Annotated in this window: 12 protein-coding genes and 4 tRNA genes; 8 read left to right on the top strand and 8 right to left on the bottom strand. The window is 71.3% G+C overall.

Features of this window, described 5'->3' with window-relative positions; all coding sequences use genetic code 11:
- Window positions 1-61: 61 nt before the first annotated feature.
- The 3 genes from OG730_RS22310 to OG730_RS22300 all read right to left on the bottom strand — a co-directional run bounded on the left by OG730_RS22310 (window position 62) and on the right by OG730_RS22300 (window position 1595).
- Window positions 62-649, bottom strand: a complete 588-nt coding sequence (locus tag OG730_RS22310; RefSeq protein ID WP_327305893.1) for a hypothetical protein — start codon at window positions 647-649, stop codon at window positions 62-64.
- Window positions 650-765: 116 nt separating this feature from the next.
- Window positions 766-1140, bottom strand: coding sequence for a fluoride efflux transporter FluC (locus OG730_RS22305; RefSeq protein ID WP_327305892.1), 375 nt, complete (start codon window positions 1138-1140; stop codon window positions 766-768).
- Window positions 1137-1595, bottom strand: coding sequence for a FluC/FEX family fluoride channel (locus OG730_RS22300; protein ID WP_327305891.1), 459 nt, complete (start codon window positions 1593-1595; stop codon window positions 1137-1139). Before OG730_RS22300 ends, OG730_RS22305 begins: the two co-directional genes overlap by 4 nt.
- An 80-nt stretch (window positions 1596-1675) precedes the next feature.
- On the opposite strand from OG730_RS22300, the gene OG730_RS22295 reads away from it, so the two are divergent.
- From OG730_RS22295 to OG730_RS22280, 4 genes are all read left to right on the top strand, one after another.
- The gene (locus tag OG730_RS22295) at window positions 1676-2026 is read left to right on the top strand and encodes a metallopeptidase family protein (RefSeq protein WP_327305890.1); all 351 of its coding nucleotides are present in this window, start codon (window positions 1676-1678) and stop codon (window positions 2024-2026) included.
- 154 nt (window positions 2027-2180) lie between these two features.
- A tRNA-Glu gene (locus tag OG730_RS22290) sits at window positions 2181-2253 on the top strand.
- A 39-nt stretch (window positions 2254-2292) separates the two neighbouring features.
- Window positions 2293-2366 (top strand) — tRNA-Asp (locus OG730_RS22285).
- A gap of 22 nt (window positions 2367-2388) precedes the next feature.
- A tRNA-Phe gene (locus tag OG730_RS22280) sits at window positions 2389-2462 on the top strand.
- 44 nt (window positions 2463-2506) lie between these two features.
- Here the strand turns inward: OG730_RS22280 and OG730_RS22275 are convergent.
- From OG730_RS22275 to OG730_RS22265, 3 genes are all read right to left on the bottom strand, one after another.
- Entirely contained in the window at window positions 2507-3346 is an 840-nt protein-coding gene (locus tag OG730_RS22275) for a cytochrome c biogenesis CcdA family protein (RefSeq protein WP_327305889.1), read from the bottom strand.
- Window positions 3343-4104 carry a DsbA family protein gene (locus tag OG730_RS22270; protein WP_327305888.1) on the bottom strand — a complete coding sequence of 254 codons (762 nt, stop codon included), beginning with the start codon at window positions 4102-4104 and terminating at the stop codon, window positions 3343-3345. The genes OG730_RS22275 and OG730_RS22270 overlap by 4 nt, the downstream gene beginning before the upstream one ends.
- Window positions 4105-4168: 64 nt before the next feature.
- Window positions 4169-4591: a hypothetical protein gene (locus OG730_RS22265; RefSeq protein WP_327305887.1), complete on the bottom strand. Its 423-nt coding sequence runs from the start codon at window positions 4589-4591 to the stop codon at window positions 4169-4171.
- Window positions 4592-4801: 210 nt separating this feature from the next.
- Here OG730_RS22265 and hrpA point away from each other — a divergent pair, with 210 nt between their 5' ends.
- Both hrpA and OG730_RS22255 read left to right on the top strand, forming a co-directional pair.
- Window positions 4802-8737, top strand: a complete 3936-nt coding sequence (hrpA, locus tag OG730_RS22260; protein WP_327305886.1) for an ATP-dependent RNA helicase HrpA — start codon at window positions 4802-4804, stop codon at window positions 8735-8737.
- A gap of 69 nt (window positions 8738-8806) precedes the next feature.
- Window positions 8807-8880, top strand: a tRNA-Asp gene (locus tag OG730_RS22255).
- A 711-nt stretch (window positions 8881-9591) separates the two neighbouring features.
- Here the strand turns inward: OG730_RS22255 and bldC are convergent.
- Both bldC and OG730_RS22245 read right to left on the bottom strand, forming a co-directional pair.
- Window positions 9592-9798, bottom strand: coding sequence for a developmental transcriptional regulator BldC (gene bldC / locus OG730_RS22250; RefSeq protein WP_003949541.1), 207 nt, complete (start codon window positions 9796-9798; stop codon window positions 9592-9594).
- A 567-nt stretch (window positions 9799-10365) separates the two neighbouring features.
- Window positions 10366-11220 (bottom strand): DUF8083 family protein, encoded by an 855-nt coding sequence (locus OG730_RS22245; protein WP_327305885.1) that lies wholly within the window; start codon window positions 11218-11220, stop codon window positions 10366-10368.
- 252 nt (window positions 11221-11472) lie between these two features.
- On the opposite strand from OG730_RS22245, the gene OG730_RS22240 reads away from it, so the two are divergent.
- Complete coding sequence (locus OG730_RS22240; protein ID WP_327305884.1) at window positions 11473-12570, top strand: Leu/Phe/Val dehydrogenase; 1098 nt, start codon at window positions 11473-11475, stop codon at window positions 12568-12570.
- A gap of 307 nt (window positions 12571-12877) precedes the next feature.
- Window positions 12878-13144 carry a DUF3073 domain-containing protein gene (locus OG730_RS22235; RefSeq protein WP_243341155.1) on the top strand — a complete coding sequence of 89 codons (267 nt, stop codon included), beginning with the start codon at window positions 12878-12880 and terminating at the stop codon, window positions 13142-13144.
- Window positions 13145-13274 lie beyond the last annotated feature (130 nt).

The following is a 13274-nucleotide window of genomic DNA, read 5'->3' as shown; positions in this document are numbered from 1 at the left end:
ACGCCATCCGCCCGGCAGACCCTGGCAGGCGGATGGCGACGCGGCCGAGCCGGTGCCGGGCCTACGACTGCCCGCCCGTCACCTCCGTCGGCTCCGGCTTCGGGGGCTCCGGACTCGGTGTGGGTTCCGTCACGGGCGGCGGGGGCGAGACCGGCGGGGCGGGGCTCGGCGGCTCCGGTGTCGGGGAGGCGGGCTGGCCGCCCCCGGAGGCGCCGGCTCCGCCGGAGCCCGACCCGGAGCCGGGACCGGTGCCGCCCGTCGGGGGCTGCTGGGGCCCCTGGCCGCCCGCGCCGCCACCCGGACCGGCCGACGGCGAGGGAGCCCCGGGCGGACCGGCCGGCGCGCCCGGGCTGGGGGAGGCCCCGACCGCGCCGGAGGTGGTCCCGGGCCCCCCGGCCTTGCCGTCCTGGTTCCCCGTACCGCCCTTCGCGCCGTGGCCGCCGCCCTGGCCTCCGGCGCTCTTGCCGGACGAGGAGCCGCCGCCTGACGTGCCGCCCTGGAGGCCCGTCGGCGCGGAGGGCCCGGGCTTGGCCGCGTCCTCCCCGACGCTCATGCAGCCCGCGGTCGCCGCCAGAGCGAAGGCGGCGACCGCGAGGCGGAGCGAGCGGGAGGGACGCGAGGAGCGGAGGGAAGCGGACAACTGGCGCACGGGGCACCTCCGGAACGCTGGCAAGGGTCCGCGGTGAGCGGGTCAGTGTGCCCAACTCCCCGCGCCCCGTATGGGACACGCCCCAGCACGCCCCGAGGAGGACGAGGGGCGCACCCTCAGGCGAACAGTTGTCCCGCGACCTGGTGACCGAGCGTGACCCCACCCAGCCCGACCAGCACCGAGGCCGTCACGTTGGCCGCGGCCAGGAACTTCCAGCCCCGCTCGGCCAGCCGCAGCGTCTCGTAGGAGAACGTCGAGTAGGTGCTCAGCGCCCCGCACAGTCCCGTACCGAGCAGCAGGTTCAGCCGCGAGGAGGCGGCCCCGTCCAGCACCGCACCGGTCAGCGCGCCCAGCATCAGGGAGGCGGCCGCGTTCACGACGAAGGTCCCCCAGGGGAAGACCGAGTCGTGCCGCGCCCGCACCGCGCGGTCGGTCAGGTACCGCAGGGGCGCCCCGACGGCCGCTCCCACCATGACGATCAGCCAGTTCATCCCCGCCCCACCCCCTGCCCCTGCCCCGGGCCCCGCCCGGGGCCGTCGCCGACCGCGCGCCGGGTGATCACGGCCGACGCCCACACCGCGCCCAGCGCCCCGGCCACCGTGAGCCCGGCGTACGCCAGCGCGGTACCGGCCTCTCCGGCGTCGAGCAGCCGCGCGAAGTCCACGGCGTAGGTGGAGAAGGTGGTGAACCCGCCGAGGACCCCGACCCCGAGGAAGGGCCGTACGAGGGGACGCGCCGAGCGGCCGCCCTCGCCGATCAGCACCATGAGGACGCCGATGAGCGCGCAGCCCGACACGTTGATCCAGAAGGTGCCCCACGGAAAGGCCCCGGGCGCCGCCGGCCACAGCAGCCCGACCCCGTACCGCGCCGCGGCGCCCACCGCCCCGCCGGCCGCCACGGCGGCGAGCACCCGGCGCTCCGCTCCGCTTGTCGCCACTGTTGCCACCGCGCCATTCTCGCCCGGCGGGTCCCGGCCCGCCGGGCACGAGCAGCCGCAATCGGGCCTCGGCACGGGAGAATGGCCTCGTGCTGGAGATGACGCGTGACGCGTTCGAAGAGTTGGTGGCCGAGGCGCTGGACACGATCCCCGAGGAGCTGACCCGGGTCATGGACAACGTGGCCGTCTTCGTGGAGGACGAACCCGCCGCCGACGACCCCGACCTGCTCGGCCTCTACGAGGGGACCCCGCTCACCGAGCGCGGCGAGTGGTACGCCGGGGTCCTGCCCGACCGGATCTCGATCTACATGGGGCCGACCCTGCGGATGTGCGCGAGCACGGACGAGGTGGTCCACGAGGTCGCCGTGACGGTGGTCCACGAGATCGCCCACCACTTCGGCATCGACGACGAGCGGCTCCACGAACTCGGCTGGGGCTGATCTCCCGGGGTGCGCCCGGTCACCCCGGACCCGCGCCGGGAGTGCCCCGGACCTGCCCCGGACCCGTCCGCGGGAATCGTTTTGGCGATCGCCGCCGGGATCCCATATGCTTCTCACGTCCCCGACGCGCTGGAAAGTGCCCGGCGGGCCTTTAGCCCTCATCGTCTAGTGGCCCAGGACGCCGCCCTTTCAAGGCGGTAGCACGGGTTCGAATCCCGTTGGGGGTACGCAATACCGTGTGCGAGACTTGTTCTCGCACATTGCAAGGACCTGTGGAGCAGTTGGTTAGCTCGCCACCCTGTCAAGGTGGAGGTCGCGGGTTCAAGTCCCGTCAGGTTCGCTGAAGCCGGAAACGGTTTCGTGGCTGGGTAGCTCAGTTGGTACGAGCGATCGCCTGAAAAGCGATAGGTCGCCGGTTCGACCCCGGCCCCAGCCACCGGAGAACAAGAAGGCCCCGTCCATCGGACGGGGCCTTCTTCGTCATTCCCCGCCGGCCCGCGCCGCCCGGGCCCGCCGGCGCCACTGCGCCAGGCCCACGCCCGCCGCCGCCACGGCCACCAGCCCGAGCAGCGCCCAATCCGGAACCGCGTCCGCCACGGCCTGCACCCGCTGCTCCACCGCGAAGGAATCGTCCACGTCCAGCAGCCCCGGCAGGGCGCTCGCCCCGTCGTAGGCCAGGAAGAGCGCGCCGAGCAGGATGAAGAAGAGGCCCGAGGCGAGCGAGGTGGTGTGCAGTTCGAACCGGCCGAGCGAGAAGGCCCGGCCGCGCAGCCAGCGCCTGCGTCCCAGGTCGAAGCGCTCCCAGAGCAGGGCCAGTACGAACAGCGGCACCGCCATGCCCAGGGCGTACACCGCCAGCAGCAGGCCTCCGTAGACCGGGCTGCCGCTGACGGCCGCGACCGTCAGGATGCTGCCGAGGATGGGTCCGGCGCAGAAGCCGGCCAGGCCGTAGACCGCGCCCAGCGCGTACACCGACAGGGCGGTGGTCGGCCGGATCCTCCCCGACAGCTCCGAGAGCCGCCGCGAGGCGAAGCCGAGGCCGAGGATCTGGGCGAGGCCGAGCCCGATGATCAGCCAGCCGCCGAACAGGACGAGGGCCTCGCGGTTGCCGTGGAAGAACCGTCCGGCGTACGAACCGGCGGCCCCCAGCGGTACGAGGGTGCTCGCGAGGCCCGCGTAGAAGATCCCGGTGCGCGCCAGCAGCCGGGAGGTGGAGTCGATGGAGTACGCGAAGAAGGCGGGCAGGAGCAGTGCGCTGCACGGGCTGAGCAGCGCGAGGAGGCCGCCGAGCAGAGCGGCCAGGTATCCGGCGTCGGTCACTTCGCGGCCGCCTGCGCCTTGGCCTTGGCGATGGCGGCCTCGAAGGCCGCCGGGGGCTGGGCTCCCGCGAGGGGCTGCCCGTTGATCAGGAAGGACGGGGTGGAGGTGACGCCGATGCGGTACCCCTCCTCCTGGTCCTTCGCCAGAGCGGCGGCGGCCCGCTCCCCGGCCATGTCCGTCTTGAAGCGCTCGAGGTCCGGGACCCCGGCCTCGCGCGCCAGCTCGGTCAGCCGCTCGGCGCCGAAGCCCTTCTCCTTGGCGCCCTCGGCGTACGCGGCCGCGTGGAACCGCGCGAAGCTGTCCTGCTGCCCCGCCGCCCAGGCGGCCTTGGCGGCGGCCTCGGAGTCGGCGCCGAAGATCGGGAAGTTGCGCCACTCGATGCGCAGGGTGCCGTCCTCCACGTACTTCTTCACGAGCGCGGGCTCGGTGTCGCGGGCGAACTTTCCGCAGTAGCCGCACTGGAAGTCGGAGTACTCGATCAGGACCACGGGGGCGTCGGCCCGCCCGGCCGCGAGCTTGTCGCCGGACTCGCGGCGGGCCAGGGCCTTGAGCTGCGCGGCGGGATCGGTGGCTGATTCGGCCCCCGGAGCATCGGAGGAGGAAGCCGCGGACGGCCGTGCGGCGGTGTCGGTGCCGTTGTCGGGTTTGGTGGCCTGCCAGGAGACGAGGCCGAGGGTGACGGCCGCGAGGGCGACCCCGGCGGAGATCAGCAGGGGCTTGCGGGAGGAAGAGGAGGAGGGAGAGGGGGAAGCGGGCATGCGGGTGCTCCAGAGCGGTGCGGACGGGAGGGGACGGACCGGGCGGCCGACGCGGCCGGTCCTCCTAGACCCGCATCACGGAGAGCTCCAGCAGGGACGGCGCCGGCTGCCCGGGCCCGCGTACGGGGACCCGTACGGGTACGGCCCGCGACGGCACCGCCACCTCGGGCCCCTGCCGCGCGGGCGGCGCCTGGGGCTGCGCCTGGTCGGCCCCGGCCCGCGCCGGCAGGGCGGGTACGCCGTCCCGCCCCGGGGACCCCGGAGCGCAGGCGGGCCCGGCCGGCCCGGCGGAGGCGGCGAAGGCCGCGACGGGAGCGGGAGCGACGGGAGCGGAGGGAGCAGCGGCCGCGACGGGAGCGGAGGAACCCGGCTCCGCGGGGGCCGCCGCCCGCACGGACGCTTCCCCGGTGGCCGCGGGAGCCGCGGCGGCCGGGACGGCCCGGACCGCCGTGAACACCAGGGCCCAGCCCAGCAGTACCGCGAACACGCACCGGAGGCGGCGGCTGCGGGACATCGTGGGCGGCCTCTCACTGGATCTCACGGGGGACGTCGCCGGGACGTCGCGCGGGACGTCGCTCGGGACACGTCGGGGGGACACATCGGGGTAACGCTCGGTGGACTCGTCCCGAAATGGTACGGGTCGGCCCCACAAATGCGTTCGCCACCCGGCACCTACGGGTGAGATCCTCGACCAGGTATGTCTACTTCCTTCGCCGCCCTGCAGACGCTTCTCGGTGAGATCTCCCTCCGTGACGCGCACCGCCTCGGCCGCCGCCTCGAAGGCGCCCGCCGCATCCGCAAGCCCGAGGCCAAGCAGGCCGTACTCGACGAGATCCGCGCGGAGGCCGAAAAGGCCGCCGTGCGACTGGCCGGGCGCGCCTCGCGGAAGCCCGAGGTCACGTATCCCGAGAACCTGCCCGTCAGCCAGAAGAAGGACGAGATCGCCGAGGCGATACGCGACCACCAGGTCGTGATCGTCGCGGGCGAGACCGGCTCCGGCAAGACCACGCAGATCCCCAAGATCTGCATGGATCTGGGGCGCGGGGTCCGGGGCATGATCGGTCACACCCAGCCCCGCCGGATCGCGGCCCGCACGGTCGCGGAGCGCATCGCGGAGGAGCTGAAGTCCGAGATCGGCCAGACCGTCGGCTGGAAGGTCCGGTTCACCGACCAGGTGGACCAGGACGCGACCTTCGTGAAGCTGATGACGGACGGCATCCTGCTCGCCGAGATCCAGACGGACCGCGAGCTGCGCGCGTACGACACGATCATCATCGACGAGGCCCACGAGCGGTCGCTGAACATCGACTTCCTGCTCGGCTACCTCGCCACGCTGCTGCCCAAGCGCCCCGACCTCAAGGTCATCATCACCTCGGCGACCATCGACCCGCAGCGCTTCTCCCGGCACTTCGGCGAGGCCCCGATCGTCGAGGTCAGCGGCCGCACGTATCCGGTGGAGGTGCGCTACCGCCCCCTCCTCGAAGACGACTCCGAGGACTCCGACCGCGACCAGATCACCGCGATCTGCGAGGCCGTGGACGAGCTCCAGGCGGAGGGGCCGGGCGACATCCTGGTCTTCCTCTCCGGTGAGCGCGAGATCCGCGACACCGCGGACGCGCTGGAGAAGCGCAAGCTCCGCCTGACCGAGGTGCTCCCCCTCTACGCGCGCCTCTCGCACGCCGAGCAGCACCGGGTCTTCCAGCAGCACACGGGCCGGCGGATCGTCCTCGCGACGAACGTCGCCGAGACCTCGCTGACCGTCCCCGGCATCAAGTACGTGATCGACCCGGGCACCGCCCGCATCTCCCGCTACAGCCACCGCACCAAGGTCCAGCGGCTGCCGATCGAGGCGATCTCGCAGGCCAGCGCCAACCAGCGCAAGGGCCGCTGCGGCCGTACCTCGGACGGCATCTGCATCCGGCTGTACTCGGAGGACGACTTCCTGACCCGTCCGGAGTTCACGGACGCGGAGATCCTGCGCACCAACCTCGCCTCCGTCATCCTCCAGATGACCGCGGCCGGCCTCGGCGAGATCGAGAAGTTCCCCTTCATCGACCCGCCGGACCACCGCAACATCCGTGACGGCGTGCAGCTGCTCCAGGAGCTCGGCGCGCTCGACCCGGACGAGAAGGACCACAACAAGCGGCTCACGCCCATGGGCCGCCAGCTCTCCCAGCTGCCGGTCGATCCCCGGCTGGCCCGCATGGTGGTGGAGGCGGACAAGAACAACTGCGTCCGCGAGGTCATGGTCATCGCGGCGGCCCTGTCCATCCAGGACCCGCGCGAGCGGCCCTCGGACAAGCAGACGCAGGCCGACCAGAACCACGCCCGGTTCAAGGACGAGACGAGCGACTTCCTCTCGTTCCTGAACATGTGGCGCTACGTCCGGGAGCAGCAGAAGGAGCGCGGCTCCTCCTCCTTCCGCCGGATGTGCAAGCAGGAGTACCTGAACTTCCTGCGGATCCGCGAATGGCAGGACATCTATTCGCAGCTGCGTACGGTCGCCAAGTCCATGGGCATCCACGTCAACGAGGCCGACGCCCCCGAGACGAGCGTGCACATCTCGCTGCTGGCCGGCCTGCTGTCGCACATCGGGCTGAAGGACACCGACAAGAACGAGTACCTGGGGGCGCGGTCCGCCAAGTTCGCGATCTTCCCCGGTTCCTCCCTCTTCAAGAAGCAGCCCAAGTTCCTGATGTCCGCCGAGCTGGTGGAGACCTCGCGGCTGTGGGCCCGGGTGAACGCCAAGGTGGAGCCGGAGTGGGTGGAGCCGCTCGCCCAGCACCTGATCAAGCGCACCTACAGCGAGCCGCACTGGGAGAAGGACCAGGCCGCGGTGATGGCCTTCGAGAAGGTCACGCTGTACGGCGTGCCGATCGTCGCCCAGCGGAAGATCAACTACGGCCGGATCGACGCCGAGGTCTCGCGCGACCTGTTCATTCGCAACGCCCTGGTCGAGGGCGACTGGCGGACCCACCACAAGTTCTACGCCGACAACCGCAAGCTCCTCACCGAGGTGGAGGAGCTGGAGAACCGGGCCCGGCGCCGCGACATCGTGGTCGACGACGAGACGCTCTTCGACTTCTACGACCAGCGGATCCCCGAGCACGTGGTCTCCGGGGCGCACTTCGACTCCTGGTGGAAGCACAAGAAGCGCGACGAGCCCGAACTGCTCGACTTCGAGCGCGAGATGCTCCTGACGGAGAAGGCGGCCGGGGTCACCAAGGCCGACTATCCGGACTCCTGGACGCAGGGCCGGCTGAAGTTCCGGGTGACCTACCAGTTCGAGCCCGGCGCTGACGCGGACGGCGTGACCGTCCACATCCCGCTCCAGGTGCTGAACCAGGTCACGGACGAGGGCTTCGACTGGCAGATCCCGGGGCTGCGCGAGGAAGTGGTCACCGAGCTGATCCGGTCCCTCCCGAAGCCGATCCGCCGGCACTACGTGCCCGCGCCGAACTACGCGACCCGCTTCCTGGCCACCGCGCACCCGCTGCGGGAGCCCCTGCACGTGACGCTGGCCCGGGAGCTCCAGCGGATGGTCGGGGTCCCGGTCAGCGCCGAGGACTTCGACCTGACCCGCATCCCGGACCACCTGAAGATCACCTTCCGGATCGTCGACGAACGCCGCAAGAACCTCGCCGAGGCCAAGGACCTGGAGGGCCTGCGGCTCCAGCTCAAGCCGAAGGCCCGCCAGGCCCTCTCGCAGGCCGCCGCGGCCAGCGCCGAGCGCGAGGGCGGGGAGTCGGTGGAGAAGACCGGGCTGACGGACTGGACGATCGGGACGCTGACCAAGGTCTTCGAGACCCGCCGGGCCGGCCAGCCGGTGAAGGCGTACCCGGCGCTCGTGGACGCCGGTACGAGCGTCTCCGTACGCCTCTTCGACACCGAGGCCGAGCAGCAGCAGGCGATGCGGCTCGGCACCCGGCGCCTCATCCTGCTGGGCATCACGGTGAACCCGGCGAAGTTCGCCTCGGACCACCTGAGCAACCAGCAGAAGCTGGCGCTGTCGCGCAATCCGCACGGCTCCATCCAGGCGCTGTTCGACGACTGCGCGACCGCGGCGGCCGACCACCTGATCGCGCGGCACGGCGGCCCGGCCTGGGACGAGGCGGGCTTCCGCAAGCTCTACGAGGCCGTGCGGACCGACCTGGTGGACACGACCGTACGGACGATCACGCAGGTGCAGCAGGTGCTGGCCGCCTGGCAGGCCTGCGAACGCCGCCTGAAGACCACGGCCAGCCTCGCCCTGGTGGCCAACGTCCAGGACGCCAAGACTCAGCTCGCGGCCCTCATGCCGGCCGGCTTCGTCACGCTGACCGGACTGCGCCGGCTGCCGGACCTGATGCGCTATCTGGTGGCCGTCGACCGGCGGCTCCAGCAGATGCCCACGGGCGTCCAGCGCGACACCACGCGCATGGAGAAGGTCCACGAGATGCGGGACGAGTACCTGTGGCTGCTGGAGCAGTTGCCGAAGGGTCGGCCGGTCCCGGCGGAGGTCACCGAGATCCGCTGGATGATCGAGGAACTGCGGGTCAGCTACTTCGCGCACGCCCTCGGCACGGCCTATCCGGTCTCCGACAAACGCATCGTGAAGGCGGTGGACGCGGCCGCCCCGGGGCCCGCTCGGTGATCGAGTTCGACTACACCCCCTGAGCTGCGGTACAGTCTGATTCGCAGCCGCCCAGCGGCCGCAAATCAAGGACCTGTGGAGCAGTTGGTTAGCTCGCCACCCTGTCAAGGTGGAGGTCGCGGGTTCAAGTCCCGTCAGGTTCGCAAGATCGTCAGGGCCCGCATCCCCAGGGATGCGGGCCCTGACGCGTTTCCCGCTTCTTCTACGGGCGCCCGCGTACGGGCACACGCGTACGGGCGCGGCCCATCGGCCCACCAGCCCGCCCCACGGCCCCGATTGGCCCCCTGGAGCACCCGAAGCCCCACCCGGGCCCTCACGGCGCCCCGGAGCCCTCCTGGAGGCGCCCGGCGGGCCCTGCGGGCAAACTCCCGCCCCCACGCCGCCCGAAGCCCCGCCGGGGCCTCGCGCGGCCTGCCCGCGGCCGGCTCCGGACCCGGCCGCGAGCCATCCCGCGGCCCCCCTCGCGACCCGCCGGCCCGCGGCCCGGGAAACCGCCCGTTCGGATGATGCGGTCTGCGCGACACGTCCCTTTACGGGGTGCATTGCCTGATCCACAAGAGTGATCATCTGTGACGGGAGTCACCCAACGTGTTTTTGAGACGCACGCTTTTATGGTGCTCATACGCCCACTCGATTTTATATGTGCCATTGCACCCACCCCGGCCGGCTCCGCACATCAGCGCGACAACGCCCTGACCAGGGCATAAAAAAAGATCGCGCTGGACCCGGCGGAGTCCAGCGCGATCGAACGACTGATGAACCTGTTGGGGCAGGTCCGGCCGTTTGAAGCTATGTGGGGCTCATCGGATTGGGGGACCCGATATAGACCCGGCAATAAGTGGTGCTGCGGAACCTCAGGCCTCGCTGCGCTGCTGCGGAATTCCCGCAAGCAGTGCGCGGACCTCAGCCTCGCGGTAGCGGCGGTGTCCACCCAGGGTGCGGATGGACGTGAGCTTGCCAGCCTTGGCCCAACGGGTGACCGTCTTCGGGTCCACGCGGAACATCGTGGCAACCTCAGCCGGGGTCAGCAGCGGCTCGGCATCAGGGGTGCGAGCGGTCATGAGCGGCCTCCTCGGGAGAACCGAACCATCTCGGTTCTTTCCTCTAAATTCTGCACCTTGGCCCACGTTGCCCGAAATGGACATACGCGGGCCGAGTCGGTTATAGGACGAACGGCTTGTCCTCGGCACTACAACTACACCATCCGTCCAGCCTCGACGGCCAAACCGATGGAATTGCCCTCCGAGGTGCTCATCAGCGGCGGAAGCCGATGGACCGTCCCATAACGGACAGTCACCCCACTGTGACGATCAGTCACAGAGCGATCAGGAGTCGTCAGACCCCCCGTAGAGTGCAATACCGAGCATTCCGCCCTTAGTTGGACGGAAGGAACCCTCCCCGGACTCCTTGTCCTATTTTGGCACGAGGGTAGGGGAAGGGCGCAAGGGTGTAGAAAGTGCGGTCCGTCACGCTTGGGCCAATGGCCCGTATCGGGACGAAGGTCCCGGAACAAAGACCCAAAAGAGGGCATCACGGCCTTGAGCTGGCCGTTCCCTTCCGTGCTCGGCCGATCGGCGGATGGACAACCGGGCCCGGAGTCGCTAATCGGGTCACGTAGGTCACTCGGCTCAATTGGCGAAGAGTCTCTCCCGCACCGCCCGCCACCGCTCCGCCAGGGCCCCGTACGTCCGCGCCGCCCCGTCCCGGTCCCCGGCCCGCAGGGCCGCGAGCCCCGCCGCCAGGTCCGCGGCCGAGTGGTCGGCGTCGAGCCGGTCGGCCGGCAGGGCGTGCAGCAGCCCTCCGTAGTCCAGTTCCACCATCGAGCGGGGGTGGAACTCCTCCAGCCAGCTCCCGACCTCCACCAGCCCCTCGGCGAGCATCTCGTACCCCTCCGCCTCCCGCAGGGTCCGCAGCGCCCGCGCGAGCCGGCGCCGGGCCTGCACCATCGGCGTCCGGTAGCGCAGCCCCTCGCCCGGCACGTACTCCCGCTCCTCGTCGGACACCAGCACGAACCAGCGCAGGGGCACCTGCCAGACCCCCGTACGGATCCACGGCCGCGCGTCGGGATTGCGCCCGCGCCAGGCCTCGTACTCCTCGGCCGCGCGGCGGCGGGCGGCCGCGGGCAGGGCGGCGTCCAGCACCGGGAGCGGGAACTCGGCCACCAGCTCCTCCAGCGCGAGCCAGCCGCGCAGCCTCGTCCGCCAGGGGCAGACCAGCAGGACCCCGCCGACCTCGGCGGTGAAGGCGTCCGCGCTCTCGTGCGCCGGGACACCGACCACGGGGACCCGCACCAAGTCCACCAGCGACCGTCGCAGTTCGTCCTGGGCGGTCGGGGTGGCCCCGCGCCGGGCGTAGTCGGCCCAGTGGGTGCGCTCGGGCTCAGGGAAGGCCGTCAGGGGCTCGTAGACGCGCAGGTAGGAGGCGTACGGGACGACGGGGGCCGAGCGGGCGGACGGCAGCCGGGGATCGGGGGATTCGCTCACGCTCTCGTACTCCCCCGCCCCGCCCGGCGCTACTCCGGCGGACGGCCCCCGGCCCGGCGCCACCCCCTTCCCCGAACCTTCCCCGGCCCTTCCCCGCCCCTCCTCCAACCCTTCTCTAACCCTTGAGTGTCCCGATCTACGGACCGGGAGGGGCGCGGAGCTCCGGAGGTCTTACGCTGCTCCCAGCACGCCCTCCCCCACCCGCAGGGCGGGCGTCTTTCCCGCCGCATCTCTTCCATGGGAGTCACCACCGTGACCGAAATGACCGACGGCGTCCTGCACACCCTGTTCCGCAGCGAACAGGGCGGCCACGAGCAAGTCGTGCTGTGCCAGGACCGAGCCTCCGGCCTGAAGGCCGTCATCGCGATCCACTCCACCGCCCTGGGCCCCGCCCTCGGCGGTACGCGGTTCCACGCGTACGCCTCGGACGAGGAGGCCGTCCTCGACGCGCTGAACCTCTCGCGCGGCATGTCGTACAAGAACGCGCTCGCCGGGCTCGACCTCGGCGGCGGCAAGGCCGTCATCATCGGCGACCCCGACGTCCTGAAGTCGGAAGAACTGCTGCTGGCCTACGGCCGGTTCGTGGAGTCCCTCGGCGGCCGCTACGTGACCGCCTGCGACGTCGGCACCTACGTGGCCGACATGGACGTCGTGGCCCGCGAGACCCGCTGGGCGACCGGCCGCTCCCCCGAGAACGGCGGCGCCGGCGACTCCTCGGTCCTCACCGCCTTCGGCGTCTTCCAGGGCATGCGCGCCAGCGCCCAGCACCTGTGGGGCGACCCGACCCTGCGCGGCCGCAAGGTCGGCGTCGCGGGTGTCGGCAAGGTCGGCCACCACCTGGTCGAGCACCTGCTGGAGGACGGCGCCGAGGTCGTCATCACGGACGTCCGCGCCGAGTCCGTGCAGAGGATCCTCGACAAGCACCCGGGCAAGGTGACCGCCGTCGCCGACACCGAGGCGCTGATCCGCGTGGAGGGCCTGGACATCTACGCCCCCTGCGCGCTCGGCGGGGCCCTGAACGACAGCTCCGTGCCGGTCCTGACCGCGAAGGTGGTGTGCGGCGCCGCGAACAACCAGCTCGCGCACCCGGGCGTGGAGAAGGACCTCGCGGACCGCGGGATCCTCTACGCGCCGGACTACGTGGTCAACGCGGGCGGGGTCATCCAGGTCGCCGACGAGCTGCGCGGCTTCGACTTCGACCGCTGCAAGGCCAAGGCCACGAAGATCTTCGACACCACGCTGGAGATCTTCGCACGTGCGAAGACGGACGGGATTCCGCCGGCCGCGGCGGCCGACCGCATCGCCGAGCAGCGGATGTCGGACGCCCGCGCCGCGGCACGCGCCGTCTGACCTTCCCGACCCTCACGGGGCCCTCATGGGGCTTCTGGGCGGCCCGTCGGGGCGCAGCGAGACGGAACTCACTGCGCTTCGGCGGGTCGCTCGTCAGGAAACGGCTAAAATCGCAGCTGACCAGCGAGGACGGGGCGCCTTGCTGGTACTGCACCGGGGCGCGTCATGCGGGCGGCGTACCGTATGGCCGCGGAAGCAGGTACCGTTAAACCCCTACGGACGGTCTCTCCACGGAGAGCCCGCTCCGAACCATGAACGCGTGTCAGACTCTGGGGCCGTCGAGCCCCGTCACCGAGGGGGTCGAGCCATGGGGCGCGGCCGGGCAAAGGCCAAGCAGACGAAGGTCGCCCGCCAGCTGAAGTACAGCAGCGGCGGGACTGACTTGTCGCGTCTGGCCAATGAGCTGGGCGCATCGCACACGGAACCGCTGCCTGTCAGCGAGCCGGTCGTCGATGACGAGCTTGATGATGATGACGAGGACGACCCGTACGCCAAGTACGCGGAGCGCTACAACAGCGATGACGAGGACGAGGACGAAGAGTCCGGTCCGTCCGTCTACCGTCGCGGTGCTTGACGCGCCACTCGGCGTCGGACACGCGGTGCGCTGATCCTCATCCTCAGCAGCGGCACACAGCTTCACATACACGAAAACCCGGTCCAGGGCATCGCCCCGGGCCGGGTTTCCGTGCTGTTCGCACAGGTGG

Source organism: Streptomyces sp. NBC_01298 (assembly GCF_035978755.1).
Lineage (GTDB): Bacteria > Actinomycetota > Actinomycetes > Streptomycetales > Streptomycetaceae > Streptomyces.
This window is presented reverse-complemented; position numbering and strand designations above follow the sequence as displayed.

Bases quoted from the DNA above. Each gene is read 5' to 3' on its own strand.
- OG730_RS22305 (WP_327305892.1), bottom strand. From the start codon at position 1,140: ATGAACTGGCTGATCGTCATGGTGGGAGCGGCCGTCGGGGCGCCCCTG.
- OG730_RS22270 (WP_327305888.1), bottom strand. From the start codon at position 4,104: ATGCCCGCTTCCCCCTCTCCCTCCTCCTCTTCCTCCCGCAAGCCCCTG.
- hrpA (WP_327305886.1), top strand. From the start codon at position 4,802: ATGTCTACTTCCTTCGCCGCCCTGCAGACGCTTCTCGGTGAGATCTCC.
- bldC (WP_003949541.1), bottom strand. From the start codon at position 9,798: ATGACCGCTCGCACCCCTGATGCCGAGCCGCTGCTGACCCCGGCTGAG.
- OG730_RS22235 (WP_243341155.1), top strand. From the start codon at position 12,878: ATGGGGCGCGGCCGGGCAAAGGCCAAGCAGACGAAGGTCGCCCGCCAG.